The 25,473-nt window shown below is 63.2% G+C and carries 20 protein-coding genes; 6 read left to right on the top strand and 14 right to left on the bottom strand.

Features of this window, described 5'->3' with window-relative positions:
* Positions 1 to 207: 207 nt before the first annotated feature.
* The gene (locus sphst_RS07245; RefSeq protein ID WP_159043546.1) at positions 208 to 465 is read right to left on the bottom strand and encodes a glycoside hydrolase family 97 N-terminal domain-containing protein; all 258 of its coding nucleotides are present in this window, start codon (positions 463 to 465) and stop codon (positions 208 to 210) included.
* Between sphst_RS07245 and sphst_RS20425 the strand changes: the two genes are divergently transcribed.
* The gene (locus sphst_RS20425; protein WP_159043545.1) at positions 458 to 628 is read left to right on the top strand and encodes a hypothetical protein; all 171 of its coding nucleotides are present in this window, start codon (positions 458 to 460) and stop codon (positions 626 to 628) included. The genes sphst_RS07245 and sphst_RS20425 overlap by 8 nt on opposite strands.
* 74 nt (positions 629 to 702) lie before the next feature.
* Here the strand turns inward: sphst_RS20425 and sphst_RS07240 are convergent, their stop codons facing one another.
* From sphst_RS07240 to xrtV, 6 genes are all read right to left on the bottom strand, one after another.
* Positions 703 to 1,725: a potassium channel family protein gene (locus sphst_RS07240; protein WP_031393057.1), complete on the bottom strand. Its 1,023-nt coding sequence runs from the start codon at positions 1,723 to 1,725 to the stop codon at positions 703 to 705.
* A 249-nt stretch (positions 1,726 to 1,974) separates the two neighbouring features.
* Positions 1,975 to 3,282, bottom strand: coding sequence for a mechanosensitive ion channel family protein (locus tag sphst_RS07235; RefSeq protein WP_234387502.1), 1,308 nt, complete (start codon positions 3,280 to 3,282; stop codon positions 1,975 to 1,977).
* A gap of 290 nt (positions 3,283 to 3,572) precedes the next feature.
* The gene (locus tag sphst_RS07230) at positions 3,573 to 4,589 is read right to left on the bottom strand and encodes an endonuclease/exonuclease/phosphatase family protein (RefSeq protein WP_051916195.1); all 1,017 of its coding nucleotides are present in this window, start codon (positions 4,587 to 4,589) and stop codon (positions 3,573 to 3,575) included.
* 1,399 nt (positions 4,590 to 5,988) lie between these two features.
* Positions 5,989 to 6,849, bottom strand: coding sequence for a hypothetical protein (locus sphst_RS07225; protein ID WP_031393054.1), 861 nt, complete (start codon positions 6,847 to 6,849; stop codon positions 5,989 to 5,991).
* A 257-nt stretch (positions 6,850 to 7,106) separates the two neighbouring features.
* Positions 7,107 to 7,796: an exosortase-associated protein EpsI, V-type gene (gene epsI, locus sphst_RS07220; protein WP_159043544.1), complete on the bottom strand. Its 690-nt coding sequence runs from the start codon at positions 7,794 to 7,796 to the stop codon at positions 7,107 to 7,109.
* 4 nt (positions 7,797 to 7,800) lie between these two features.
* A complete protein-coding gene (gene xrtV, locus sphst_RS07215; RefSeq protein WP_159043543.1) occupies positions 7,801 to 8,694 on the bottom strand; it encodes an exosortase V in 894 nt (297 codons plus the stop codon).
* Positions 8,695 to 9,094: 400 nt separating this feature from the next.
* Here xrtV and sphst_RS07210 point away from each other — a divergent pair, with 400 nt between their 5' ends.
* Complete coding sequence (locus tag sphst_RS07210) at positions 9,095 to 9,643, top strand: FxDxF family PEP-CTERM protein (protein WP_107045356.1); 549 nt, start codon at positions 9,095 to 9,097, stop codon at positions 9,641 to 9,643.
* A gap of 366 nt (positions 9,644 to 10,009) precedes the next feature.
* Complete coding sequence (locus sphst_RS20420) at positions 10,010 to 10,435, top strand: hypothetical protein (protein WP_128082073.1); 426 nt, start codon at positions 10,010 to 10,012, stop codon at positions 10,433 to 10,435.
* Positions 10,436 to 10,925: 490 nt separating this feature from the next.
* On the opposite strand, the gene sphst_RS07200 is transcribed toward sphst_RS20420, so the two are convergent.
* Together sphst_RS07200 and sphst_RS07195 are read right to left on the bottom strand one after the other, a co-directional pair.
* Complete coding sequence (locus sphst_RS07200) at positions 10,926 to 11,804, bottom strand: hypothetical protein (RefSeq protein WP_051916353.1); 879 nt, start codon at positions 11,802 to 11,804, stop codon at positions 10,926 to 10,928.
* Positions 11,801 to 13,072 (bottom strand): PQQ-dependent sugar dehydrogenase, encoded by a 1,272-nt coding sequence (locus sphst_RS07195; protein WP_031394000.1) that lies wholly within the window; start codon positions 13,070 to 13,072, stop codon positions 11,801 to 11,803. Before sphst_RS07195 ends, sphst_RS07200 begins: the two co-directional genes overlap by 4 nt.
* 247 nt (positions 13,073 to 13,319) lie before the next feature.
* On the opposite strand from sphst_RS07195, the gene sphst_RS07190 reads away from it, so the two are divergent.
* The 3 genes from sphst_RS07190 (at position 13,320) to sphst_RS07180 (ending at position 16,839) form a co-directional block, all read left to right on the top strand.
* Positions 13,320 to 14,813 (top strand): FAD/NAD(P)-binding protein, encoded by a 1,494-nt coding sequence (locus tag sphst_RS07190; protein ID WP_081877533.1) that lies wholly within the window; start codon positions 13,320 to 13,322, stop codon positions 14,811 to 14,813.
* Positions 14,810 to 15,739 carry an AEC family transporter gene (locus tag sphst_RS07185; RefSeq protein ID WP_031393998.1) on the top strand — a complete coding sequence of 310 codons (930 nt, stop codon included), beginning with the start codon at positions 14,810 to 14,812 and terminating at the stop codon, positions 15,737 to 15,739. Before sphst_RS07190 ends, sphst_RS07185 begins: the two co-directional genes overlap by 4 nt.
* A 107-nt stretch (positions 15,740 to 15,846) precedes the next feature.
* On the top strand, positions 15,847 to 16,839 hold the full coding sequence (locus sphst_RS07180; protein ID WP_107045355.1) for an SDR family oxidoreductase: 993 nt from the start codon (positions 15,847 to 15,849) through the stop codon (positions 16,837 to 16,839).
* A 58-nt stretch (positions 16,840 to 16,897) separates the two neighbouring features.
* Here sphst_RS07180 and sphst_RS07175 read toward each other — a convergent pair whose 3' ends face one another.
* From sphst_RS07175 to sphst_RS07155, 5 genes are all read right to left on the bottom strand, one after another.
* Positions 16,898 to 18,946 (bottom strand): beta-galactosidase, encoded by a 2,049-nt coding sequence (locus sphst_RS07175; protein WP_234387501.1) that lies wholly within the window; start codon positions 18,944 to 18,946, stop codon positions 16,898 to 16,900.
* A gap of 133 nt (positions 18,947 to 19,079) precedes the next feature.
* The gene (locus tag sphst_RS07170; RefSeq protein ID WP_107045354.1) at positions 19,080 to 20,636 is read right to left on the bottom strand and encodes an alpha-L-fucosidase; all 1,557 of its coding nucleotides are present in this window, start codon (positions 20,634 to 20,636) and stop codon (positions 19,080 to 19,082) included.
* Between the two features lie 21 nt (positions 20,637 to 20,657).
* On the bottom strand, positions 20,658 to 22,208 hold the full coding sequence (locus sphst_RS07165) for a GH39 family glycosyl hydrolase (protein ID WP_325049446.1): 1,551 nt from the start codon (positions 22,206 to 22,208) through the stop codon (positions 20,658 to 20,660).
* Positions 22,209 to 22,367: 159 nt separating this feature from the next.
* A complete protein-coding gene (locus sphst_RS07160; RefSeq protein WP_031393442.1) occupies positions 22,368 to 23,903 on the bottom strand; it encodes a tryptophan halogenase family protein in 1,536 nt (511 codons plus the stop codon).
* Entirely contained in the window at positions 23,900 to 25,450 is a 1,551-nt protein-coding gene (locus sphst_RS07155) for a tryptophan halogenase family protein (protein ID WP_031393443.1), read from the bottom strand. Before sphst_RS07155 ends, sphst_RS07160 begins: the two co-directional genes overlap by 4 nt.
* Between the last annotated feature and the right edge of the window lie 23 nt (positions 25,451 to 25,473).

The raw sequence follows: 25,473 nt of genomic DNA, 5'->3' as shown, positions 1-25,473 counted from the left end.
TAAGCAAAGCGAGGAGCGTCCGACCGAGACGATGCTGCCGGCCGAGAAGAAGGCCAGTGTGCTTGCCGGAACATGAAACAGTATCCAGGGGGCGAAGCCCGGGCTCGGCCAGCCGAACGATGGCGCCCTGCCGGGCTGGTACGAAACCGACCTCTATGCCGGCGCGTCGATTGAGCTCGACAAGCGATGGACGGTGTCGGAAACTTGTTATCGATACGTCTCGCCCTCGGCATGCGTATCGCGCGGGAAGCGAAGCGCGGTCGTCTCGGACGAAAGCCGTATTTCTCCCTGTCTTGGCTCGGCAGGAATCTCGAGCCTGAACGCTGCGCCCTGATCATAGGCCCGCAGGCGCAGCAGAAGTGCCCGTTTACCGCCATTGAGTTCGCGCGCCCTGACCAGCAATTCCCCGTGTCGCGCGTTACCGTTGCTGGACGACACAACAGCCTCCGAGCCTTCGATGATCATGGGGCCGTACATTGCCCTCTGGCCGCAAGCCGACATCCGAGGGGGCGACGACATCGCGATCATCATGCCGGATCCGAACGGCCAATCCGCCATTTTTCAGCCGGCCGGCGACGATTTCGGTTCGGCCGTCAGGCGATCGAAACGAGGCCTCGCACTATCTTGATGAAGAACGCCATGGACCCGGTAGACGAGGTGCCCCCGCAAAAAAAAGGCGCTGGCCGGACACGTGGTGGTAATTTAGCGCCGGGGGACAACCTCAACGATAATATCGCCCGCTTCCAGACGGGCGGCCTCGGGTTCCCAGAAGCAGAAGTCCTGATGCCCACGATATATGCGGTGGCCGAGTCCGGTGGTGATGGCGGCAAGCGGTTTGCCGACCTCGTCGGCAGCGACTTCGCGTTCCCGCAGGACTACACGCCCGCCCGACGCGGCAAGATCGGCCATGTATTCGGCGGTGTGAGCGCCGTGCGTGGACCCGGCGAGCAGAAGGCCGGCGAAGCTGGCCGGATTGATGACGACGTTTGCGCCGGCTTGATGCGCAATCGCTTCATTGTCCTCCGACCGGATCACCACGCTGATCGGTAGATCGGGCGCGATCCGCCGCGCTGTCAGCACGATAAGGATCGAGGTATCGTCGCGGCCGGCGGAGACGATGAGCGCGCGAGCCTTGGAGAGACGGGCTGCCTCCAGCGCGGCGTTGCGCGTGGCGTTTCCCTCCATCACCGTCGTGCCGCAACTCTCCGCCGTGCGTAACGCCGCGGCGCGCTCGTCAACGACCACGATCATGCCCGGATCGGCGCCGCGACGGATGAGTTCGCTGACGGCCTCAGACCCGCTCGTGCCGAACCCGGCGACCACGACATGGTCTTCGAGGTGTCGCTGGATCACCGACATACGCCATTTCTCCCACACGCCCTTGAGCAGAAAATCATATGCGGTACCTAAAAAGATGAGCCATACGAAGAGCCGGATCGGCGTCACGACGAAGGTATCGAACATCCGCGCCTGCTGGGTTACAGGCACGATGTCGCCGTAGCCGACCGTCGTCACGGTAATCATCGTGAAATACAGGATGTCGGCGAAGGTCACGGGCTCGCCCGAATTTTGCCGCAGGCCGCCGCGATCGAACCAGTGCACCGCGAGCGCGATGCCGATCAGCGCCAACGCGACCAGCGCCCGCCAGGACAGGGCCAGCCACGCCGGCGTTCGGCTCTGGCGGCGCAGGCGATAGTGCACCGTGTCTGCATCGTCAGTGTGCATGCCGTCTCTTGCCTCTCCGCTGTGCCGCTGTGAAGTCTTTCGGTGATCCGCTTCATTGGTTGGCATTTGGGGAGGTTACAGACTCTCGACAGCGCCTGTCTGCAATCGCCTACGGTGGATCGACATGAGGATCCTGAGCAGGATCAGGGCCGTACGCTGCGGAGCCCTGCCCGCCTCATCGAACGGACACCCGGCGAACCCTGCTGCATCCCATCATCAACCGAACACCCTGATCACGGCGGCGGTTGCCTAGGTCGAGGGCGTTTGCTCGCCTGATGTAGAATGTAATCGTAAATCGCGCTGAGGCACCGGAATGGTGACGCCGTGTTCCTTGAACAGGTCCCAGATGCGAAAGAACACGTCGCTTGTGACGTTGCCAACCCCCGCCTCGGGGCTGTCGATCCAGATCCGCAGGTCGAATTCCACCCCATTGTCGCCGAATTCCTTGATCCAGCAGACGGGGGCGGGTTCGGTCAGCACACGTGGCGAGACGGAAGCTGCCTCGACGGCAAGCCTTTGCGCCAGTCGCAGATCGCAATCGAACGACACCCGAAACCCGACATGAACCCTGACGTCCCGGCTCGAGAAAGACCAGTTTTCCACTTCGTCGGTCATCAGCCGTTCGTTCGGGATCAGATGCTCCTTGCCATCGCGGGTCAGGACCGAGACAGCGCGAACGCCGATCTTGTTGACCCAGCCGAAGGTATCGCCGACCGCGATGACGTCGCCGGGCTTGATCGATCGGTCGAGCAGCAGGATGAGGCCGGCGATCAGATTGCCGAGCGTCTTCTGCAACCCGAAACCGATCGCGAGCCCGAACGCGCCGGAGAACACGGCCAGCGCCGTGAGATCAATGCCGAGAAGATCGATACCGACGAAGATCGCGACGGTGACGACCGCAATCTGCGCGAGTTTCTGGAACAGCACGCGTTGCGCCGCGTCGAGCAGTCGAGCCTGCCCGATCCAGCGCAGGATCAGCCCGAGCAGCGCGCGAGCGGCGAGGAACAGAAGCAGCGACAAGCCGACCGCGTTGACGATATCGAGCAGCGAAATACGCCGGGTGCCGACCCCCATGCTGGCGCGGTCCAGTCCCGCGATCAACGGAGCGAGGCCGCCCAGTCGACTTGCCAGCACGATGAGAAACAGGGTGGCGGCAATCAGCGACGCCGGTCGGCTTTGCAGGCCAAGCGCACGGCCGAACTGATAGGCCAGCGCCGCGACCGCGATGCCAAGACCCGCAGCAAGAAGAAGATCGGCGCCGGGGTTGAGCCCCCGAACGCCCAGAAACGCCGTCAGGACCAGCGCCGTCACGCCGGCGCGGGTAATCGCCATCAGGCGCGGCGCGACCACGTCGGCGTGGCGCGGCGCCAAGGCCGGCAGGAGGTATCTACAGGCAAGGCGCGCTGCAATGATACCCAGCAGAAGGGCCGTGCTCAGGATTGCGACAGCCGCGATCAGGTCATGAAACGGCAGCGCCGTCCATTGATCCAGATAGGTCTGCCACCAGGCATCATGTTCCAACCGGTTCTCCAATGCCATCTCGTCGGCGTCGGTCACCCGACAATCACGGCGTCATTCCCATCTGGTCGCCAGATCCCTGTTAAACGGACTTGGCACCCCGGTCAGCCCTTGTACGTCATGCGCGTTACCGCCGTGCCGTTTGCGCCATTCCGGGCAAGGGATCGCTGGTGAAGCAACGCGAAGCACGGGCGAGTTGCTCGGCACCATCTCTGTGCCCCCTGCCCTGTCATGCGATGCCAAAGCCGTTCGTCAGATACCAATGTCTTGAGTTGGTCGTCGTGCAACGGCTCTGCCCCAATCACGTACGTCAAATCGGTGAGCTTGGCTTACCGTTCGCGCCGGTCCTCGTGATACTCCTGAAGGACCTCCTTTACGTCCTTGCGGTCTTCGTTCGACACTGCGTCAGGCGCCTTGTTGGCGCCTGACCGGCCGGTCAGGCAAAGACGCGAATGTATCGGAAGATGGTCTGAACCCACATCTTCCAGCACCTCCAGGCTATGTACCTTGAACTCGGGTGTGACGAACATGTGGTCGAGCGGCCAACCGAGCAGCGGCGTGCGCGCGGGGAAGGTTGCGAACGTGCCCCGGCCGATCCGAGCGTCGAGATAGCCTCCGACCCGTTTGAACAGCTGCGAGGTGTGCGACCATGCGACATCGTTGAAGTCGCCGATGGCCAATACCGGTAGCTTCGTACGGGCGGCGCGACTCGCCGCGATCGCGATCTCGGCGTCCCGTGCCTCGGTATCCTGTCCGGGAACGGGCGGGCGCGGGTGAAGCGCTATCACGCGAAATCGATCACCGGCCGTCAGCTCCGCATGGACCGACGGCGTATCCTTCTGTGCGATCGTTTCGATCCGCCCATCGCGCATCGGCAGCCGCGTGGCGAAGATCATGCCGTAGGTGTTGCCGATCGGTTGTTCGAGCCGGTGTGGATAGCGCGCAAGCTGCTTGGCCAATGCATCGGCCCAGCGCTGGTCGGTCTCCATCAATAGCAGGATATCAGGCCGAACCCGATCGATCAGCCGCGCCGTTCGCCCATAGTCTCGATTGGACTCCAACACATTCAGCGAAAGGACGCCGAAACACCGGCTCTGCGCGGTTGCGGCATCATCCGCAAAGGCCAGCTCCGTCTTCGCAAGCGGTGTATACGGATAGATGCGATAGAGTTGCCACCCGGCTGCGACGGCGCACCCCAACGCGATCCATCGTCCTGCCTGTCGATCCAGCCACAGCGCCAGGCCTCCGCCCAACAGCAGGAGGCCGAGTATCTGAACCCGGGGAAAGTCCCAGATCCTGATCCACCATTCATTGGACTCGATGATGCTGAGCCCGGTTACGAGCATCAATACGCCTGTGAGGGCACGGATCGGAAATGTAGCTAGCCGCATTGCTGATGCCTAAGAGCGGCCTTGCCTTGGACCAAGCCCTATAACCTTCAGGCCGAGATATCACCGGCGCCGCTGCCGAAGCCGGAGCCGTATCGAGGCCATGTTCGGTCGTTTTAGAGACGGGCGCGGCGTCGTCAGTCGCGACGATCGATGCCCGAAGGCCTTCCTCTCCGCAATCGACCTCGCCACCACGGGCCTGGTGTAACACTGATTAACGAGTCGTCACCCTAGTAACGGGAGTTCCACCGATTCGTCGGCCAAAACGCTCTGTTCAACGAATATTGGATCCCGACTCGGTTTTAGTAGATTGCCATATTAACCACGACCGGGCAGGACGGTCTTGCCGCGGGGCGGCAGCATAATCCATTTAACTCAAAGGAAATTTTATGCGTTATTGGCAGAACGGCAAGCCTTTCAAGGGTTAAGTCGAGCATAAAGGACGACTCGCTATCTGATAGTGGGTCGTCCTTTGTTTTTGCATGCTACGGCATTGATAAAATTGTTACAGTTTTTTTACGTTATGATGAATCGACTGGAAAAGATCCATTCTTGCGACAAGCGACAGCTTCTGAGTTCTTATCCCGGATAACTTTTGGATCGGAATAGCCTGTCTGACGGTTTTCAGCCGCCTTAGGGTTGCTGTGATGATACCGAAGATGTTGGCGCCAGGCATGAGACATGCTCTGCCGACCATGATCTAAATCATCTTTACCTCCTGCTGCCCACATTGCGCGGTAACCAGTAATTTAGCGCCTAATGACGGCGCCGATGGCTCTTCAGGGCCCTTTCACCCAGCGCTAATTCGCGGATCTTATCAGGTGGCTGACGCTGCTCGACAGAGTGAACGCCGTACTTGAACTCAGCTTGATACACACCGAGAATAAGTACTCGCTGCTTTCCAGCGCGTAGGCAGGATCGCACGCAAAGGCGGCGAGGCACTCTTGGTCCGCATCGGCGCGACCTTACCGAACCGCAAAGCGGTCAGTTCACCAGACTTCGGGCGATACAAGTTCATCATTTTACGTATTACGATCGCGCCGCGGGTCGGTGCGGCGGCGTGAACGACGGCCTGATCGCACCGAGGCGTCCGCTGGCAAACGGTGCAACCCGCGATACATCTGCCGGTCCTATCCAAGCCGGCGACGCTTGCCTGACATAGAGTCGACACGGTATCGCGGCCGCGCCCGCATACGTCCGCGACGCTGCTGCCCTCAGACGAAACTTCACCCAGCGGCATGTCAGATCCGCAGAGTCCCCTCTGTCGCGGACGTCAGCGGCACGTCCTTGCCCGTTGTAGCGGAGGCTGACGCACTCCGCGCCAACGGGCGCCGATCGAAAGAGCCTTCAATCGGAATTACTGAGAAGCCTTCGCCTTGGGATCGAGGGGTTTAGCATACTCGATCTTCGCCGCGTTCCGCAGCGCCGCCTGATGCTGAACGATGCCTGCCTGGATGCGATCACGTGCGATCCCCTGCTTGGCGAGTTCATTGATAGCAGCGGAGCTCGCTTCGGCTGGACGGACGCTTATAACATGATTGGCGATCGCCGTTGCACCTTCGAGAATAACCAGAGGCTCACCGTTCACCGTCGTCATCAATCGACTGAGTGCGTTACGATCCAGACTTGCGCTGTCGAGCTCCACCGTTGCCCGCTGATAGCTCACGCCCCGGCTATCCAGAACTGCTGTCAATTCCGCCAGTGTCTTTGCCGGCTTCATAGCCGAGATCAGGCTCGGGTTATTTGGTGCTGGAAAACGAATCTGTTCCACCGACAGTGTCCGGCGCTCCCTACTCAGTTCGGGATGCTTCGCCAGATACGTCTCGACGTCGCGCGTCGTGACCGGTTGAGGCACACCTGCTGCGACCGATTGCAGCGCAAGGTTCGCCATCACGATATTTTTGGCACGCTCCACGGCAAGAACAGCGTTCGGCTTCTTGTAAAGACCATCACGCTCGCCGGCCTGGATGACCAGCTTTCGATCGATAAGGGCCTGCAGGGCCTTTGGCTGAAGGTCTTTCGAGTTTTGCGCGTTGGCCCCGCTCAACCCCAGCTCGAAATTGAGTTCGCTTTGCGTGATGGCTTCGCCATTGACCGTAGCAACCGTCTGACCGCTCGGTCCGGCCTTATTACAGGCCGCTGCCGCCAGCGTGAGTGCGAGTGCTGCGGCAGACAGGGTTTGCCGCTTGGTGATGAGGAACCTGGAGGATGCTGACATAAGCAATTACCTTAGACATAATGCAGAAGGAAACGAGATGGGAACCGTATAGAACTGGTTAAGCGTCGTGATTTTTGCAGGGCTTGCGCGTTTTATACCTGCGGCGATCGATGGATGAAAAGCCGGTTGATACGGTGTGGTGCTATTTGCTGTGCGCGCTGAGCAAGTGACGTGACAATGAGGGCGCTGCCGCTCCCACCATATTATGGTCGCGGCGAGACTTGACGATATATTCGGTGCCTTGCGACCCTCATCGCCTATGCGTTGATCGGGCCAGCGAGAAGTGCGCGGCCAGAGGGGCCGCAGGACTCGAACAATGTTTTCGCAAAGCCCATCATGGTTGCCTCTGCAGCCTTGGCATCGGGATCGATGATCGAAAATCGTATCAACGCCCCATCTGGGACGAGGCCGGCCAGGTTCTGCATTGCGATGGACCGTCGCTGATCGTCCCACGACACCGGAAAACGATTCCCCAGGCGAGTCCAATAAAGAACCTGCTCTGTACGGGTATCGCGCACTGTCGTTAGGAAGCGCCCTGGTGCACTGATGCCATTGCCCAGTGGAATATCCACGTCTCGTATATCGGTGATCGTAAAACCGGATCCCGGGTAGCAGGACTCAGGACGATGCACCATCAACATGCCGCTCTGCCGATACGCATAGGCGATCAAAAGCATGATGGGCGGAGCGCCATCGGCACCGTAACTGCGCATCAACTGCTTCTCATAGACAGCGGCCGCTTTTGCTTCATCCTCGGGGGGTAGAACAAAGCTGACATCCGGCACCATCGCCCAGGGTGCTGCTTGCTTTGGAATGGCGTCGTTCAGGTTTCCGGAAGGAATGGCAACGACGAGCTCGGTAGGGCGTCGAGCATAGGTGGCGCCTGCGGTGATGCCGAAGGCGAGACCCAGGGCAGCTTCTCGTCGGGTAAATCGAGCGATTGTCATGTCGTTACTTTCGGGCCCAACGTGAAACAATAGGATGCAGCACCGCATCCAGTCCCAGCAGCATAAGCAATGCCAGGATAAACATGCCCATGCCGACCAGCTCATGCGCCAGGCCCTGCGCGGCCTCTTCCGAGATGTAATAGGTCATTAAGACCAAGATGATGATACGCAGAAAGTTTGCCGCTATAGCCAATGGTATCATCAGCGATATTAGCAAGAGCGCGTAGCGCGGCGCATTGCCATGCCGAAGATAGACGTAGAAAACACCCAACGCACAAATGCCGATCAGGGAGTTTATCCCGGAGCACGCCGTCGCGACCAGCAACTGATATCCGCCAATCTGAATAACCGTTCCGGTACTCCCGATGGGGAGACCGAATGCAGCCAGCAAGTTTACGGAAGCATCGGAGATCAAGTCCTTGATGGGACGCGTAGCAACGAAAACCCAGTTCTCCGGCGGCGTGATGATGAACAGCAGGTACACCAAAGGGAACCACAGCCTCTTGAGCGCCTCCTTACCGAGATAAGTCCATAATAATACTACGATCACGGTGTAGAGGGACAGGGCCTCGATCGCCAAGATGCTGGTAATTCGCCCTACGGAATAGAGGAGCAGCGCGGGGACCAGCAGCAAGCCGACAGGAAGGAAGGATTGGCGCTTGGCGACCTCCCACGGCCGCGCACGCCAGATCAGCCACAGCGCGGAAATGAAGATAATGGGCCCATGTGCGCCCTGTTCAGTGGACCAGCTAACGGTCGCCAGCCGGCTCAGCGTCGGCAGGATGAGGCACGCCAATCCTATCAGAAGCGGCCACCACCGCGCTGTCCAGCGCGCCAGGTCGCTACCGACGTCAGTCCACGACCCGCTTGGCTGCGGCCGCGCCTCTACCCGTATCACGCATTTCTCCCGACGACTTATGAGCGGTAAAGCTAGCGTCTTTTACCCAATATTCAAAGCCATCGCCACGATCGTCGAGAATGCCATCGCCCGCACCGTTGATAGGCCACCCGTATCGCCCCGGGACAAGGCGAGGCCATACCACCCCTATCAAGCAGCGCGCGCCCATGCGCCGAAATCGCGCTTTCCGGCTGCCTAGGGGCCGGCCCCCAGAAGAGCATAAGGCCTAGCGGCGCGTGAAGCGGAACGTGCCTTCCGGCCCCGTCTGCGACGAAGGAAGGCCGATTGTCCCAAACTTGGACATTATTGAGATCATGGGGAAATCTCAGCGTTATATCGGTTTGCGAATCGCCATGCCCCCCGGTAACAGCTTGTTAAGTATCAAATAGAGGGAACCATCATGAAGCGTCTACTACTCTCGACCATGGCATTCGCATCGGCTTTCGCGATGGCCCCTGCAGCTCACGCAGCGGATTTCGTTCCGGGCAACCCCGAGTTCACCGTAAGCGGTGACATCACGGACGGTACTGTTTCGGCAGACTTCGGTCGTTCGGGCATTGCGTCGGGCATGTTCACGGATACCTTCAACTTCATCATCGATCAGACTGGTCTGGCCAGCGGCACGCTGAGCACGAACACCACGCGGCTGACGAGCTCGACCGATCTCGACATCCTGTCGGTGTTCATCAATGGCTTCGCAGCCACGAAGACCATCGTCGGCAACGCCGAGTTCTTCGAGATCAACAACGTCGCGATCACATCGGGTGCGACGAACAAGATTGTCGTGAACGGCATGTCGCGTGGCAACGGCTCCTATGCCGGCACCGCAACCTTTGAGCCTTCGGCAGTTCCCGAGGCTGGTACCTGGGCAATCATGCTGTTCGGTATCGGCGGCATCGGCGCATCGATGCGCGTTCGTCGTCGCCAGGCGAAGATCGCATTCGCCTAAGCGCATTTCACAGCTGGTCTCAGTGTCCATCTGTGTGAAGGCAGCCGTCAACCTTTCGAGGTTGGCGGCTGTTTTTGTTTAGTCTACGGCGCGGACGGGTCGACGAAAGGATCCATGCGGCGCGACCAGCGCCGTTGATCGATACTTGGGCAGGCGGGATGGTCCATGCTGCGCCCAAAGGCACAAACCCCGAGATCGCGAACGCGCCTGAATGGATGCCGCCAGTTACTAAGCACAAGGCCTGGTATCGGCACCGATCGGTCGACAACCGCTCCCAGCCAGGTAGGCGGCTGCGAGTGGCAATGAGCACCCTTGTGCGCCGTTCTGCGATCTTTAGATCCTCAAGTACAGGCGGAGAGCTGTAACATGAGTTTACGGTTGGAGCATGTTACCAAACTTGCACACAGCAAAGAAGGCCTGAGAGCTGCCTACGCCGCGGGTGTTGATCATCAGCAGAATGGCTGGCTGAGATATCCCCCATGCAAATGGGATCATCCCGCAATTCTGGCTTTTGACGAAAGCGGAACGTGCGTTGGCGGTATCAATTGGGGCGAGGACCATGATGATCGAACGCTCACAATTACGTTCGCGTGGGGTTCGCCTACCGCTCCCGCAGCCTTTGCTGCCGTGCTATCGCGATTTCGGAAAACTCATCTGAACGGTTGGTTCACCGAAATCCACTTCACGATATCGACGCATAACGAAGCCATGCAAAAGGCTGTAAAAGTACTTGGGCTTGTTCCCCGGGCATTCACCTTTGAGATGCCGGTAAAGGCTATGGCCAGGTCTTGATGGCAAAAAAAATGCCCGGCTTGGTAAGCCGGGCATTTTCGAGTTCAGCCGTTATCGGGCTTCACGGTATTCCAATATCGCAAATTGGCTCATGATTTTATTCATGACAATATTTGCCAGTCATCACTCCTGTACGCCTTACTATTTCTCTAGTAACACATTGCATTATGCCGTGCAGGATGCGTTAATTAAAGAATATAAAAGCACAGGCTGTTGACTGTTTAGCCCCTGATGGGCTTGCCGATTGGCCAGTAGCGCATGTGAATCCCCCTCATTGAAAAAGTGTCTGTCTTTCGACAAGGAGACATATGCAGCAAATTCATTTCGTAATTGCGACTGCAAGCGGTTTAAAGTGCATTAACCGCAAATTGTGAATTTCAATTTGCTGCGCGTATGATGATGCACTGATGCTCTCGGAGCCTTCACCCGTGAACAGGGCACCCGAGCCTCGCCGCCAAAATGGGAGGCTGCAACCGCTTGCGCGCGGAAGTCACCAGGCCATGGTGATCGACAGGGTCGCCAAGGGCACGACATCGGCGGTCGTGCCACCGGGAGCGTCGAGCCGGGCCAGCTGATGGTCACGGACCACGGCAAGGATTTCGCCCTGCAACGATGCCGCCGCACCAGCGATCTTGACGGGCTGCGCGACCGCCACCCCGGCGCTGCCATATACCCTGTCGCCGCTGTCCGCTGCATAGAAGCCCCGCCAGCCGACGCCGGCCGAGACCGGCATCGTGAGCGTCGGACCGTCTTTTGCGCGTGTCAGCGCAAAGGCGGGGGCGATGCCGGCGATCGTGTAGAAGCCCCCCTCGCCTTTGGTCCGCTTCGTCGCGGCGAAACGCGGCGCGAGAAATCCCACTGCGTTATCGCCGGTGTAGAGGATCGTCAGGCTGGCCTCGTGAGTCGTGTTCGCCACCCCGTTGGGGCTGGCCTTAATGGCATAGGCCGCCGCGGCGGAGAGCCCATCGACAGGCCGCCATGCAAGAGCGACGATCGTGTTGCTTTCATACCAACTGCGCGGGCGCGACCGCTCATCGGCGCGCGGTGCGTGAAAGCCGTTCGAACTTTGCCCAACCAGAAACAAGGTCCCCTGCCCGTCCGCGCGGCGCGTCAGCACGGCGGCACCACCGACCGAGAGATGGACCGGGACCCTGGCGAGGCCGGCATCATCGTCGTCATAGGCGCCGCGCGCATAATCGCCGTTGCGGACGTCGACCGTGACGATCGGATGGACCGTCCCGTCGCCGACATCGACCTCCGACAGCGTCGCGTCTTCGGTATCGATGAACGGCACGGTCTGCGCCGACACCCGGGACGCGTCGAAACACCCACACATCGCCGCCAGAACGATCAGCGCCTTGGCGGTCACGCGGTGCGTCGCACCAGCCAGACGGTATCCCCGGCATCGTCGACGACGAAGATGGCGCCATCATCGCGCGTCTGCACGCTCACCGGTCGACCATAGACTTCGCCCGTCTTCTCGTTCGCAACGAACCCCGTCAGGAACGGCTGCGGCGCGGCGGTCGGCCTGCCATTGGCAAAGGGGACCGCGAGGACGTCATAGCCGATGAACGCGGACCGGTTCCACGATCCGTGCCGCGCAACATAGGCGACCTGTTGCGCGGCGGACGTTCCCTTGGCGAACGCCACGCCCAGCGCCGCGGCATGGGGCCCGACGGCAACATCGGGAAGCAACGTCGTCGCCAGCAACTCGCGCTTGGTATTGGCGTGACGCGGATCCTGCTTGCCGTAATAGCTGTAAGGCCATCCATAGAACCCGCCGTCGCGAACGCCGACGAGATAGTCGGGCGCGATATCGTCGCCGAGCTGGTCGCGTTCGTTGACCGCAGCCCATAAAGTGTTCGTACCAGGCGCCCAGGCCATGCCGACCGGGTTTCGGAGCCCCGACGCGTAGAGACGCTCGCGCCCGGTACGCAGATCGATCGCGAGGATGGCCGCTCGTCGCTTCTCCTCGTCCATGCCATGCTCGCCGACATTCGAGGCGGAACCGACCGATACGTACAGCGTCCGTGCATCGGCGCTCAGCAACAGGTTGCGCGTCCAGTGGTTGTTGTAGCCCCCCGCGGGCAGCGACACGAGCGGCTGCGGGGTTGCGGTCACGCGCGTCTGGCCGGGCGAGAACGGAACGCTGACGACGCCGTCGGTATTGGCGACGTACAGCCGCCCGTTTGCATATTGCATCCCAAACGGCTGGTTGAGCCCCTCGATCAGCACGAAACGCTGTTCCGCGACCCCGTCGCGGTCCGCATCGCGCAACAGGGTGATACGGTTGGCGCTGAAGCCCGTCGTCTTCGACAGCGCCTGACCGCGTTGAACGTCGGGTTCGGCATCCAGTTTGGGCTTCGTGCGCGCCTCCGCGACCAGCATGTCGCCGTTGGGCAGCAGCAGCGCCTGACGCGGATAGTCCAGACCGCCCGCAAACTTGATGACCTCATACCCTCGCGGCGCCACGGGTTTGCGCCCGTCGGGCCAGCCGATCGTCTTGGGATGGTTGACCACGGACGCAGTCGCATAGGGCTCGGCCTGCGTCTTCAAACCCAGCACCGGCGGTGGGGTCTGGGCCATCGCGCCAGCTGCCAAACCCAATGCGCTGACGGCGGCAAGGATCGTCCTCATAATGTCTCCCGGAACATGACAAGAGTGTAACCCTCTCACAATCAACGATATCCATGAGGCTACCAGCGCCGCGGATTAATTTGGCGATGTCGCGACCGCTTTCCTCGGCAACGCCCCCCGGTCACCACCGCGAAGCCACCGAACCGCCGCCGGAGCGAGCTGCCGCCGACATGACAAAATTTTCATCTCGGCCGTGGCACCATATAGCGCCCGCGCGTTGTCGCCGTTCGTCAGAGAATGGGATATCATGCCGAAAACATTGACTATTATCGGCATGGGCGCCTGCGGCGTTGCCGCCTTCGCCGAAGCCGTCACGCGATTATGCTATGATCCGGGCGACGGATGGATCCTCCATCTGGTCGAGCGGGACGACGAGCTTGCGCGCGGTCTGGCCTTCGGCACGGAACAGCCGGGGCATCGCCTGAACACCGAATCCCGTCTCATGGGGCTCTATGACCGCGAGCCGGGTCACTTCCGGACCTGGCTCGAGGCACGGCGCGCGGCAGCCGGGACGCCGCTCGATCCCGATGGCGTCGAATATCCCGAGCGCCGTGAATATCGCCTCTATATGCAGGAGGTCCTCAACCAGGCGCTCGACCAGGCGCGGCGCGCCGGGATCGACGTTCGTATCCACCATCAGGAAGCCGTCAGCATCGAGGGCGACCATGATGCGGCGACCGTCGCGTTCTCGGACGGATCGACGATCGCGACGGACGTCGTGCTACTGACGATCGGCACGCCCGATCCCGACCGGTTCGGCACCCTGAACGTCAAGCCCGGCTATTTCGACTCGCCCTACCCGGCCGATCGCATGATCAGGGGGATCGACAGCGATCAGTCCGTCGTCATCCTGGGCAGCGGTCTCAGCGCGATCGACGCGGTGATGACGCTGCTCGACGAAGGGCACCGCGGACATATACATCTGATTTCGAAGGAAGGCCTGCTGCCGCGGGTCGAAATTCCCGCACCCGAGACGAGATATGACCGCCAGCATCTCACGCTTGAAAACGTCCACCGGCATATCCGCGAACGCGGCGCCGCCTTCTCGGTCGTGGACCTGTTCCGCCTCTTCCGCATGGAGGCCGAGACCGCCGCAGGACGCGCGATCGACTGGCAGGCCGAGGATCGCGCCGACGGTGACGCCCAAGCCGCCCTGCTCCACGACATCGCCGCGGCTGACGCCGGCGACGAGCCGTTCCAGCGCATCTTGACCGCCGCCCGCCATGATTCCACCGCGATCTGGAACCTGTTGCGACCCGCCGACCAGAAACGGTTCGGACAATGGCTGGCGCCGCATTTCGCCGCGGCGCGGTTCGTCACGCCGATGGTGAACGCACGACGCCTCGCCGATGCGATGACGCGCGGGCAGCTCAGCGTCCGCGGGCGGGTCGATGAAACCGTCGCCAGCCCGACCGGCACCGGCTTCGTCGTCCGGTTCACGGCGGGCGAGACGCTCGAGACGCCGGTCGTCGTCAACGCCACCGGCCAGGCGACAACCCTCGCCGAGATGAAGGAAACGCTCGTCAAGGATCTGCTCGCCAAGGACTGGCTGCAACCACACCCGGTCGGTGGTGCCATCGCACACCGCGCGACCTGCCGGATCATCTCCGCCAGCCGAGACGCACCACGCATCTACGCGCTCGGCCAGTTGCTCAACGGCGAGTTGCGCGACACCAATGCGGTCTGGTTCAACGTCGAGTGCGCAGGCCGCGCCATCGACGATATCCTGCGCCAGCAATGAGCGCGCTCGGCAACATCGCGGCGGCACTGCTGCCGCTTTATGGCGTGATCCTGCTCGCCTGGGGCGTCGGGGCGCGTGTGCCCTGGGCGGCGAAGCTGTTCTCGACCATCCTCGTCTTCGGCCTTATCCCGTTGCTGGTCATCGACAAGGTGCTCGGCGCGGAAACGCAGCAGTTGCTGGTGATCCCCCCGCTGATGTTCGCGGTCGCGGCGCTGATGAGCATCCCTGCCTACCGGTTGGCCAAGCGGCTTGGCGACGATTTCGATCCCAAATTGCTGTCGGCCTCGTTCTCGTTCTTCAACGTCGCGTTCTTTGGCGTGCCGGTCAGCCAGGCGCTGTTCGGCGAGGTCGGCGTCTCGACGGTGATCTGCGCCTATATCGGCAGCGCGCTGTACGGCGACACGATCGGCTATTTCCTGATTGCGCGGACCAAGGAGGGTACGCGCAAGGCCGCGACCAAGGCGCTGCGCGTGCCCGTCGTCTATGTGATCGTCGGCGCGATCATTGCAAAGTCGGCGGGTGTCACGATGCCCGAGGCGGCGTCGCCGATCCTGTCGGTCGCCGGTACGCTGGTGTCGGTTCTCGGCATGGCGGTCATCGGCCTCAACCTCGCCGAGACCGGCCGCGACGACTGGCGGCCCCGCCTGATGACGCGGATCCTTGGCGTCAGGCAGGCCAGCGGACTCGTGCTGATCGCCACCGCACTTGCGCTCGAAGCCGCGTTCATCGGCATCCTCGCGCCCCGCGACCGCGTCATTGTCGGGCTGATCGCACTGTTTCCGATCGCGAGCAACGTCACGCTGTTCGCGACCCTCCTCGACACGAACCGCAAGGCCGCGGCCGTCCTTGTCGCACTCTCGAGCGTCGTCTCGCTGGTGCTTGTCCTGCTGGTCGTCGGCGTGTTTCACTCGGCGATACCTACTTGAGGATTGCGCAAAGCACCGCGGTGCGCGCCCGGAAACAATCTCGGTAGGATCCGGAACAGACACAGTCACTTGGCGCTTTGGATGTCACGCATCCCGGGAGCTGAACCATGACCGATCCAACACGCCGCACCTTCGTGTCGGGCGCCGCCGTCACCGCTGGCGCGCTCGCCGCGACCACCGTTGCCGCTGCGGCTCAGGGCGGGGGCAAGCCCGCCGCCGCGCCGACGCCTGCCGCTGCCGCCTATCCCAAGCCGCCCTATCCCGTCCAGCGCCAGCCCTGGCCGGGTCTTGCGTCGAAGATGACGCCGCGGCCCGATCACGGCGAGACGAGCTACAAAGGGTCGGGAAAGCTGACCGGCAAGCGAGCGCTAATCACCGGCGGCGATAGCGGGATCGGGCGTGCCGCGGCGATTGCCTATGCGCGCGAGGGCGCGGACGTCGCGATCAACTACCTGCCGGCCGAAGAACCCGACGCGCGTGAAGTCATCGCGCTGATCCGGGCCGAGGGGCGCAAGGCCGTCGCGATTCCCGGCGACCTGCGTGACGAACGCTTCTGCCGCAAGCTGGTGCAGCAGGCCGCCGAACAGCTTGGCGGGCTCGACATCCTCGTCAACAATGCCGCGCGCCAGCAGACCCGCCCGGGTATCGCCGATATCTCGAGCCAGGATTTCGACGATACGATGAAGACCAACGTCTATGCGCCGTTCTGGCTGACTAAGGCCGCGCTCGAGCGGATGGGTGCAGGCGCGGTGATCGTGAACACCTCGTCGGAACAGGCCGGCAACCCGTCGCCCGACATCGTCGATTATGCACTCACACGCGCGGCAGTGCTGAACTTCACCAAGAGCATGGCAAAGCAAGTCGCGAGCCGCGGCATCCGCGTCAATGCGGTCGCGCCGGGCCCGTTCTGGACTCCGTTGCAGGTCAGCGGCGGCGCGACGCCTGAAAAGCTGCGCAGCTTCGGCGGCGATTCGCCGATGGCGCGTGCAGGCCAGCCGGCCGAAATCGCCGCGCTCTATGTCGCAGCGGCTGATCCGTCGCTCAGCTATTCGACCGGGCAGATCTTCGGGTCGACCGGCGGCAACGGACAGCCCGCCTGACGAGTGTTGTCGCGCTGGGGCTCGAAGCATCAGCCTCGAGCCCCCAGCGCGACGCCCCTTACTCGACCAGGGCGACGCCATAGCCCGCGAGGTCGAGCGCGCCGGGCAGCTTCCGCCCCGTGAGGACGTCGCGGGCCGTACCCGACTTCGCGCCGGGCATCGCCACGCTCAGCGCACCGGACGTCGTATTGACGTAGAGCGTCCGTCCTTCGACCGTCCGCGCGACCACCCCGTCGGGAGTTGCCGGCCCCGTCTGGATCTTCAGGCGGGCGTAGAGCGACCGGATCAGCGGATCGATCAACCCCGGTTGCGCCGCGGTCGCAAGATAGATCGCCTGCCCCTTGCCGAATGTGTTGACGGTGATCGCCGGGCTCTTGTCGGGCGTGTTCTCGAACCGCGCCAGGACCTTTGCCGTGCTCGGCTCGAGCACCTCGTAATAGGGGTCCGTGCCGCTGAGTTCGCGGCCCTCGAAGCGGACGCGCAGCGGCTGTTCGGATCGGTAAAAGGCGTTGGTCCGCAGCCCAAACACGTCGGTCATGCCGCCCGGCAGGGGCGTGCCGAACCATTTCCCGGTCGCGTCCACCTTCGCCGAATAGCCCGTCATGACGACCGTGCCGCCGCGCTCGACGTAACCCCGTAGCGCCGCCGCGATCTTCGCATCGATCAGATACGCGCTCGACACAATGACGAGCTTGTAGCTGTCGATCGGGTCGTGGCCGATGTCGATCACCGCCGCATCGATATTGTCGCGGTACAGCGGCGCAAAGGCGGCCTTGACCGCGGTGGTGTAGTCCGTCTTGAAATATTCGGGCGTGGTATTGGGCCCGGGCGGCGGGCTGGTCAGCCACATCGTGTCGAACGAATAATGCACCGCAACCTGTGGCGGGTCGTAGCGGGGGAAACCCATCGTCTGGAGCTGGCGGAACTCGCGTGCGATCTGCGCGAATTCGCCCACCTTCCACGACGGCCGGTCGTCATGGTCGACCAGCCCGAACAAGGCCTGCTCCTCTCCGCCGAGATGAGAATTGAAGGTCCAGGCGAGGACCGTCTGTGCATAATGCAGCAGCCCGAAATACGCCCACATCCGCGACCGCCCGGGCGTGCCGTAATAGCCCCCGCCGCCGGCGGTGAACTCGTTGAACCAGACCGGCGTCTGGTGCCCGGCCCGGTTCATCATGACTTCGAACCCCGCACCGAGCGGGTCGCCGGGGTAAAATCCCTGCGCGCCATAGGTCGAGACATCTTCCCAGGAGCGGAGATAATCGAACCCCTTGGTCCCTGCGGTCGGCCAGAAGTTCGACGCGACCGGCAGGTTCGGGGCAAAGCGCTTGCGGATGGATTCGAGGTCCTTCAACGCGCCGATCGTGTCGTCCGACCAGAAGCGGCGCAGGTCGAGATACCGCTCATTGGGCCCCGGACCCCGGCCATAGGGCAGGTCGACCTGATCCCAGTCGCCGATCCGGCGGGACCAGCGCTGCGTCGCCCATGCGGTGTTGAGCGCGTCGACCGTCCCGTATTTCTGCTTCAGCCAGACGACGAACCGATCCCGGTCCGCCGCCGAATAGGACATCTGGCCATTGCCGATCTCATTGTCATAGCCCAGCGCGATCACCGCGGGATGCTTGGCATAACGCTGCATCATCCGCTCGGCGAGCCGACCGGCGAGGCGGCGATAATCGGGATCGCTGATATTGTCCCAGTAGCGCGAGGCGGCGTTGACCCGCACCCCGTCCTGCGTGACGATGTCAACGCCCGGATAGCGCTTGTGCAGCCAGATCGGCGCCGGCTGGCCCGGAATGTCGACGATGACCCGGATGCCCGCCGCCTGCATCTGACGCAGCACATCGTCGAAGCGCTCGAAGGTGAACCGCCCCTCTTCGGGTTCGAAATAGTCCCAGGCCAGATCCCCCATCCGGACCATGTTGAACCCGGCCGCTTTCATCACCGCGATATCGCTGGTGATCTGCGCCGGGCTGCGGTCGACGGGCTGATAACAGGTGCCGACGAACAGCTGCCCCTTGCCGAGCCAGCCGGGATGGCCGGCGGCGCTCTGCGCACCCGCTGGGGCCGCGAGCAGCGCCGGCGCCGCCGTTGCAAGGGTCAACATCAGGGCAATGGATCGCGCGCGGCGGCGTAACATGGAGATGGTCGTCCTTATCGAAGCGGTGCCCCCGGTCGGGGGGCGCCGGTACTGCGCCAAGCTGGCGCATGCGTGGATCGGTGACGCCGGGACCTGACGCTCAGGCAAAGTCGATCCGGAACGCGCTGGCGTGGCGGGTCGGGAGTGTCGCGGGCACGTCGATGACCAGCGCCTGCCCGGTCTGACGAAAGCGGATCGGCCCACGATGGCCGAGCAGGCGGACCGCCCGCACCGCGCGCGGCTCGTTCGGATTACCGAGCGCCAGCGCGGTGATCGCCACGGTCCCGGCAGGCTCGCCGAGCGTGATCGCGAACAGCTGGTCCTTCTTGGTCGTGAAGCGGATATCGCGCGGCGTGTAATCCGCTTTTTCCGAAAACATGCCCGCGGCGGTTTCGGTCGGCCCCTCGCCGAAGATCTTCCAGGGCCGCGTGCCGTGGATCGCCGGCGCGTTGACCGCCATCCACGGCGCCAGTTCCGCCAGAAGCGTCTCGGACTCCGGCGGCAGGCTGCCATCGGGATACATCACGACGTTTAGCAGCATGTTGCCGTTCTTGCTCACGATATCGGCGAGCATCGTGACGATCTGGCTGGTCGTCTTGTAGGGGTGGCGGTCATTGAAGAACCAGTCGCCATTCGACGTATCGGTCTGCCACGGCAGCGCATTGATGCCCTTGAGCACCCCGCGCTCGACATCCTCGACCGACGCCTCGCGGTGGAACTCCCCCGACCCCGAATTCTTGCAGGTATAGACCGCTTCGAGCCGGCCGCGCCGCGCGATGCTGCCATTGTAGAGATGCGCGACAAGGGCGCGGCCTACGGCCCCGAACGGCAGCCCGCCATCCGAATAGAGCAGGTCGGGCTGATAGCTGTTGACCAGATCGACGATCCGGTCGAACCAGTGCCGCTGATAGGCGGCGTTCGTGGTGTACCAGGAGGCGGGCGTGTTGCGGTAAGGCTCGTCGCGATTGCCGTGATAGAGATCCGCGTTGGCGGGATCGGCACCGTCATAGTCCAGCCCGAGCTTCGGCCAGAACTGATCGTACATCTGGTTCGGATACCACCAGGTATAGCTCGCGGCGAGATGTTCGGACACGCCGAAGCGCAGCCCGCGCCGCGTGGCCGCGGCCTTCCATTCCCCCACCACGTCGCGCTTCGGCCCCATCGCCACCGCATTCCAGCGCTGATGCTTGGAACGCCACAGGTCGAAATTGTCGTGATGCACCGCCATCGAGACGAAATATTTGGCGCCCGCGGCGGCATATTTGTCCATCAGCGCGTCCGGGTCGAACCGCGCCGCGGTCCATAACGGCAGCAGGTCCTTGTAGCCGTGCTCCGACGGATGGCCGTAGGTCTTGAGATGATGCTCGTAATGCGGGTGGCCGGGGACATACATGAAGCGCGCGTACCAGTCGCCCTGACGCGGTACCGCCTGCGGGCCCCAATGCGCCCAGATCCCGAACTTCGCATCACGAAACCAGTCGGGCGTCTGATAGGTCTTGAGCGAGGCGACCGACGCATCGAACCGTCCCGCGGGGATTGCCGGGCCGCCGCGTGCTGCGCCTGCCGGAGCCGCCGCAGCCCCCAGCCGCGCCGCGCCGACCCCCAAGGCGCCGAGCAGCGGTGCGGCCAGCACGTCGCGCTTGCTAAATCCCGCCATGTCTTCTCCCCTTTTGCCCGATTATTGTTCGATGCCCGCGCTGCCTGCCGGTTCCAGCGTGACGAGCGCGATGTCGTTGCTGCGCATCGACACCGTGACGCGCGTCGATCCGTTGAGACCGACCCGGACGGTCCGCGCCTGTTCGGGCAGATCCTGCGTGGCCTGCTCAAGCCCCTTGCGCTGCGCGGGATCGAGCGACGCGGGCATGCCCATGTCGATATAGAGCGAGAGCGGGTCGTTCCGGCGATAACCGGTCCGGCGGATGGTCAGCCGGTACGTCCCCGCAGGCACGTTATCGAAGGTCAGCGCGATCGGCCGGGCCGCGACCGCGGGCACCTGCCGCGTGTAGAAGGGCTTGTTGCTCAGCGTCTGGACCGGCTGTTGCCAGTCCCAGACCACGGCTGCGATCCGCTGACCATCGGCGGCGGCGAGCACCGTGTCGTCCGCCACGGGTATCGCGCGGCCCTTCAGCGCGTTCAGATATTTATACGCGAACCAGGCCGGCTTGCGGATGCCCTCGCGGTTCATCAATCCGAACCCGCCATGGAAGGGCGTCGGCGGCGGGCCCGGCTCCTCGAACAGGTCGGTATAGGTCCAGTAGCTCATGCCCTGCGCATAGGCCCGCGACTGCTTCAGCTTGGTCAGTATGTACGGCGCGCTGATATAGCTGTCATGGACGAAGTCGCGCGGCGTGTAGCTCGTGCTCCATTCGGTGAAGTAGAGCGGCAGCCCCGGATAGGCCGACGCCTCGATCTGCTCGCGAACGCGGCGCACATCGCCGACCACCGCGTCGGGCGACGCCGACAGCTTGGTGTCCTGCTTGCCCTCCTCGTCTAGGAAACCACCCTCGACGCCATAGGTGTGCGTCGTCACGAAATCGATCGGCACGGCGTTCCGCTTCGTAAAGGCGAGCAGCTCGGGCACCCAGGCCGCGCCCGCGGTCGATGGCCCGCCGACCCGCAACGCCGGATCGATCGCCTTGATCGTCCGCGCGGTGTCCGCATAGAGATCGAAATACGCCTTCTGATCGGCCTTTTCCCAGAACCCGTCGAGATTGGGCTCGTTCCAGACCTCGAAATACCAGCGGCGAACCTCGTCGGCGCCATAACGCTGCCGAACATGGCGGACATAGGCATCGATCAGCCCGCGCCACAAAGCCGGATCGGGATGCGAGGTATTGCCCTTCCAGTAGAAGATCGTCTGCTCCGACGTCCGCATCGCATTGGGCGTGAAACCGAGCTCGACGAAGGGCCGGATCTTCTTCGCCAGCAGCGCATCATAGAGCTGGTCGATCTTCGTCCAGTCATAGACGATCCCCGCATCGGTCTTGCGCACCGTGCCGAGGACGTCGTGGAAGATGTCGTGGAAGCGGATGTAGCGGAAGCCGAGCTCGTCGACCGCGGTCTTGAGCTGCGCCTGGCTGTCGCTGCGGATCAGCGTGCCCGGGAAATCCGAGCCGATCGACAGGTCGAAGGATCGATCGACCGGATCTGCCGCCTTGGCGGCATCGATGACGACGCGACGTTCGCCCCCACGGGCAACGGGGGCCGCTGCGGCCGGCAGAGTGCTCAACGCTGCGACTATTGACGCAGCCATTCCCGCGCTCGACGCCCACCGCATACCCGCTCCCGTTCTTATACGAATTGCCATGATGGTAGCGCGATCAGGCGGAAGGGCAAGCTTTGTCCGACAAATAAGCTTTTTAGCGGTCGCCGATACGTGCGGATCGTATCATGCCGCGGTCCGCAGCGGTGCCGCACAATGCCGGGCGATGAAGTCAGCGTGGCGCGGCATCGCCTCGGCGGTCTTGGCGACCATCTCCCGCACATGGTCGAGGAACAGGGCGCTCTCCGCCACCGGTAGCCCCGCGGTCAGCGGATCGACCGACGCCGGCCGGATACCCTGCCCGAGCAGGACCGCGATCCAGCTGTCGGGCGTGAACAATTCGCCCTGTTCGCGAAAGATCCGCGCCCGTCCCGCCCAGAGATCGAGCTTGGCCTGTAGCGACGGCGGCAGCGTCATGCTCTGGCAATGACGCCAGAACGCCGAGTCCGTCCGCGTCGTCGCATGGTAGTGAAGAATGATGAAGTCGCGGACCTGATCATACTCCCGGAGCATCTGCCGGTTATATTCGGCGATCTCGACCGCGCTGGACCCGGTATCGGGGAACAGGCTCATCAGCCGCGCGATACCCGACTGGATCAGATGGATGCTCGTCGATTCCAGCGGCTCGAGAAAGCCGCCGGCTAGCCCGATCGCGACGCAATTGCGCTCCCACAGCCGGTCGCGCCGCCCCGCGACGAACCGCAACTGGCGCGGATCGGCGAGCGGCGGGCCGTCCAGTCCGTCCAGCAGCACCCGCAGCGCGGTCTCGTCGTCGACATGGTCGCTCGCATAGACATGGCCGTTGCCGACGCGGTGCTGGAGCGGGATCCGCCAGCGCCAGCCGGCCGCTTCCGCGGTCGCGCGCGTATGCGGGGCCGGCGCATCGCGGGGTGCACTCGGCACCGCCCAGGCACGATCGCAGGGCAACCAGTGCTGCCAGCTCGTAAACCCGACGTCCATCGCATCGCCGAGCAGCAGCGATCGAAACCCACTGCAATCGATGAACAGGTCCCCGTTGATCGCACGTCCGTCCGCGAGCCGGACCGCTTCGATGAAGCCGGTCCCGGCCTGCCGATCGACCGCCACCACGCGCCCCTCGATCCGCACCACACCCGCCGCCTCGGCAAGGTCGCGCAGATATCTGGCATAGAGCGCGGCATCGAAGTGGAAGGCATAGGACAGCGTCGACAGGACCGATTGCGGATTGGCCGAAGGTCGCGTGAAACGCCCGTTGCGCGCCGCGACCGTGGACAGGCAATAGTCGCCGATGGCTTCCGGCATTCCGGGTTGCGCGAGGCCCGCCTGACGCAGCCAGAGCTGATGGAAAGCCACCCCCTCGACGTCGCGGCCATGCGTGCCGAACGGATGGAAATACGCGTCGCCCAGCCGCCCCCAGTCGCGAAACTCGATGCCCAGCTTGAACGTCGCCCCCGTCGCGCGGACGAAGTCGTCCTCGTCGATGCCGAGCATCCGGTTATAGTCTAGCAGCGAGGGGATCGTCGCCTCGCCCACCCCGACCGTGCCGATCTCCTCGGATTCGACCAACGTCACCGCGACGCCGCTCTCGACCAGCCGCGCCATCGCGGCGGCGGTCATCCACCCCGCCGTCCCCCCGCCGACGATGACGATCCGGGTGATGCGGGCCGGGCCGGGATCCGTCACGCCGCCGCTCGCGCACCGAAATGATGGTGCTGCGCATAGGTGACCAGATCGCGGTTCGACGGCAGGTTGCGGACCGCATAGTCGGCCTGACGCCGGACCTCGGCAAACGCACGCCGCGCATCCTCGGCATAGCGCAGCGCGCCGGCCTTTGCGCTCAGGTCGGTCTTCCAGCCCATGCCGTACAGGACATATTGCCAACTCGCATCGGTGAAGATGTCGACCTGCCCGTCGATGTCGAGCTCGTTGGGTGGCCGGAACCGCCACCGGTCGAGCAGCTCGAGCAGGCTGTCGGGGATCGAGGTGTCGGCCACATTGTCGCGCCAGAACGCCGTGTCGCGCCGTTCCGAGATGCAGTAATGCAGCTTGATGAAATCGAGCGCACGCTCGTAGCGGCGCAGCATGTTGGCGTTGAACTGGCGCGCCGACGTCTCGTAGTCGCCGCCCCAGGGAAACAGGTTCGCGATCATCCCTGCCGAGACCTCGGCAAAGGCGATTCCCGTAGCCTCGAGCGGCTCGAAAAACCCGCTCGACAGCCCGACCGCGACGCAATTCTTGACCCAGTTGACCTCGCGGTACCCCGCATCGAACTTAAAATGGCGCACGTCGGCCTCGTCGCCGCCGGCGCCCAGATAGCCACGCAGCACGCGTTCGGCGGTCTCGTCGTCGCTATGGTCGGACGAGTAGACGTGCCCGATGCCACGCCTGCGATCGAGCCCGATGTCCCAGATCCAGCCCGACTCCTGCGCGGTCGAAATCGTATAGGACGCGATCGGATCGCCGGGCTTTGCATAGGGCAGCTGCGCGGCGATCGCGCGGTTGCAGAACAGCACCTCGCGGCACGACCGGAACGGCACCTTCATCGCCTTGCCGATCAGCTCTGCGCGAAAGCCCGTGCAGTCGATATAGAGATCGGCGTCGAGCATCCCGTTCCACTCGGTGCGCACCCCGCCGATCGCCCCATCCTCCGCGAGCAGCACCTCGGACACGGTATCGGTCAGATGCCGGACACCGTTCCTGACCGCATGCTCGCGCAACAGCCCGGCGAGCGCCACCGCATCGAAATGAAACGCGTAGTTGAGCGGCCCGACATAATCGGGGTTGGTCGCCAGCTTGGGCGCGCGCATCGCGTCCGCGGCCTTTTTCTGCGGATTGGAGACCTCGTCCCAATTCTCCGCGCCGCCATGCCCCAGCAGCCAATAGGGCAGCAGGTCGAGGCCGTCGCTCGCATCGGCGACCTGGAACGGGTGTGAGTAATGATCGGTGCGGCCCTGCCCGGGCGCGTGGCGCCAGTGGACGAACTTCGCCCCCTGCTTGAACGTCGCGCCGCATCGCCGGATCAGCTCGGCCTCGTCGATGCCGATCGTCGCCAACGTCCGCCGGATCGTCGGGAAGGTCCCTTCGCCCACGCCGAGGATGCCGATGTCCTGCGATTCGACCAGCGTGATCGAGACCCCGCCCGCCAGATCGGCGCCGAGCCGTTTCGCGAGATAGCCCGCGGTCAGCCAGCCGGCGGTCCCGCCGCCAACGATCAGGATCCTCTTCCGCATCACGCGCTCCGCTCCGTCCCCTG

The organism is Sphingomonas sp. STIS6.2 (assembly GCF_000732685.2).
Classification (GTDB): domain Bacteria; phylum Pseudomonadota; class Alphaproteobacteria; order Sphingomonadales; family Sphingomonadaceae; genus Sphingomonas; species Sphingomonas aerolata.
Note: the sequence above shows the minus strand (reverse complement) of the source record. Positions and strands in the feature narration are given on the sequence as shown.

What these genes read in the sequence shown, in the direction of transcription:
- sphst_RS20425 (WP_159043545.1), top strand. Translation starts at nt 458, where the DNA reads ATGATCATGGGGCCGTACATTGCCCTCTGGCCGCAAGCCGACATCCGA.
- sphst_RS07245 (WP_159043546.1), bottom strand. Translation starts at nt 465, where the DNA reads ATGATCATCGAAGGCTCGGAGGCTGTTGTGTCGTCCAGCAACGGTAAC.
- sphst_RS07240 (WP_031393057.1), bottom strand. Translation starts at nt 1,725, where the DNA reads ATGCACACTGACGATGCAGACACGGTGCACTATCGCCTGCGCCGCCAG.
- sphst_RS07230 (WP_051916195.1), bottom strand. Translation starts at nt 4,589, where the DNA reads ATGCTCGTAACCGGGCTCAGCATCATCGAGTCCAATGAATGGTGGATC.
- sphst_RS07225 (WP_031393054.1), bottom strand. Translation starts at nt 6,849, where the DNA reads ATGTCAGCATCCTCCAGGTTCCTCATCACCAAGCGGCAAACCCTGTCT.
- epsI (WP_159043544.1), bottom strand. Translation starts at nt 7,796, where the DNA reads ATGACAATCGCTCGATTTACCCGACGAGAAGCTGCCCTGGGTCTCGCC.
- sphst_RS07210 (WP_107045356.1), top strand. Translation starts at nt 9,095, where the DNA reads ATGAAGCGTCTACTACTCTCGACCATGGCATTCGCATCGGCTTTCGCG.
- sphst_RS20420 (WP_128082073.1), top strand. Translation starts at nt 10,010, where the DNA reads ATGAGTTTACGGTTGGAGCATGTTACCAAACTTGCACACAGCAAAGAA.
- sphst_RS07195 (WP_031394000.1), bottom strand. Translation starts at nt 13,072, where the DNA reads ATGAGGACGATCCTTGCCGCCGTCAGCGCATTGGGTTTGGCAGCTGGC.
- sphst_RS07190 (WP_081877533.1), top strand. Translation starts at nt 13,320, where the DNA reads ATGCCGAAAACATTGACTATTATCGGCATGGGCGCCTGCGGCGTTGCC.
- sphst_RS07185 (WP_031393998.1), top strand. Translation starts at nt 14,810, where the DNA reads ATGAGCGCGCTCGGCAACATCGCGGCGGCACTGCTGCCGCTTTATGGC.
- sphst_RS07180 (WP_107045355.1), top strand. Translation starts at nt 15,847, where the DNA reads ATGACCGATCCAACACGCCGCACCTTCGTGTCGGGCGCCGCCGTCACC.
- sphst_RS07175 (WP_234387501.1), bottom strand. Translation starts at nt 18,946, where the DNA reads ATGTTGACCCTTGCAACGGCGGCGCCGGCGCTGCTCGCGGCCCCAGCG.
- sphst_RS07170 (WP_107045354.1), bottom strand. Translation starts at nt 20,636, where the DNA reads ATGGCGGGATTTAGCAAGCGCGACGTGCTGGCCGCACCGCTGCTCGGC.
- sphst_RS07155 (WP_031393443.1), bottom strand. Translation starts at nt 25,450, where the DNA reads ATGCGGAAGAGGATCCTGATCGTTGGCGGCGGGACCGCCGGCTGGCTG.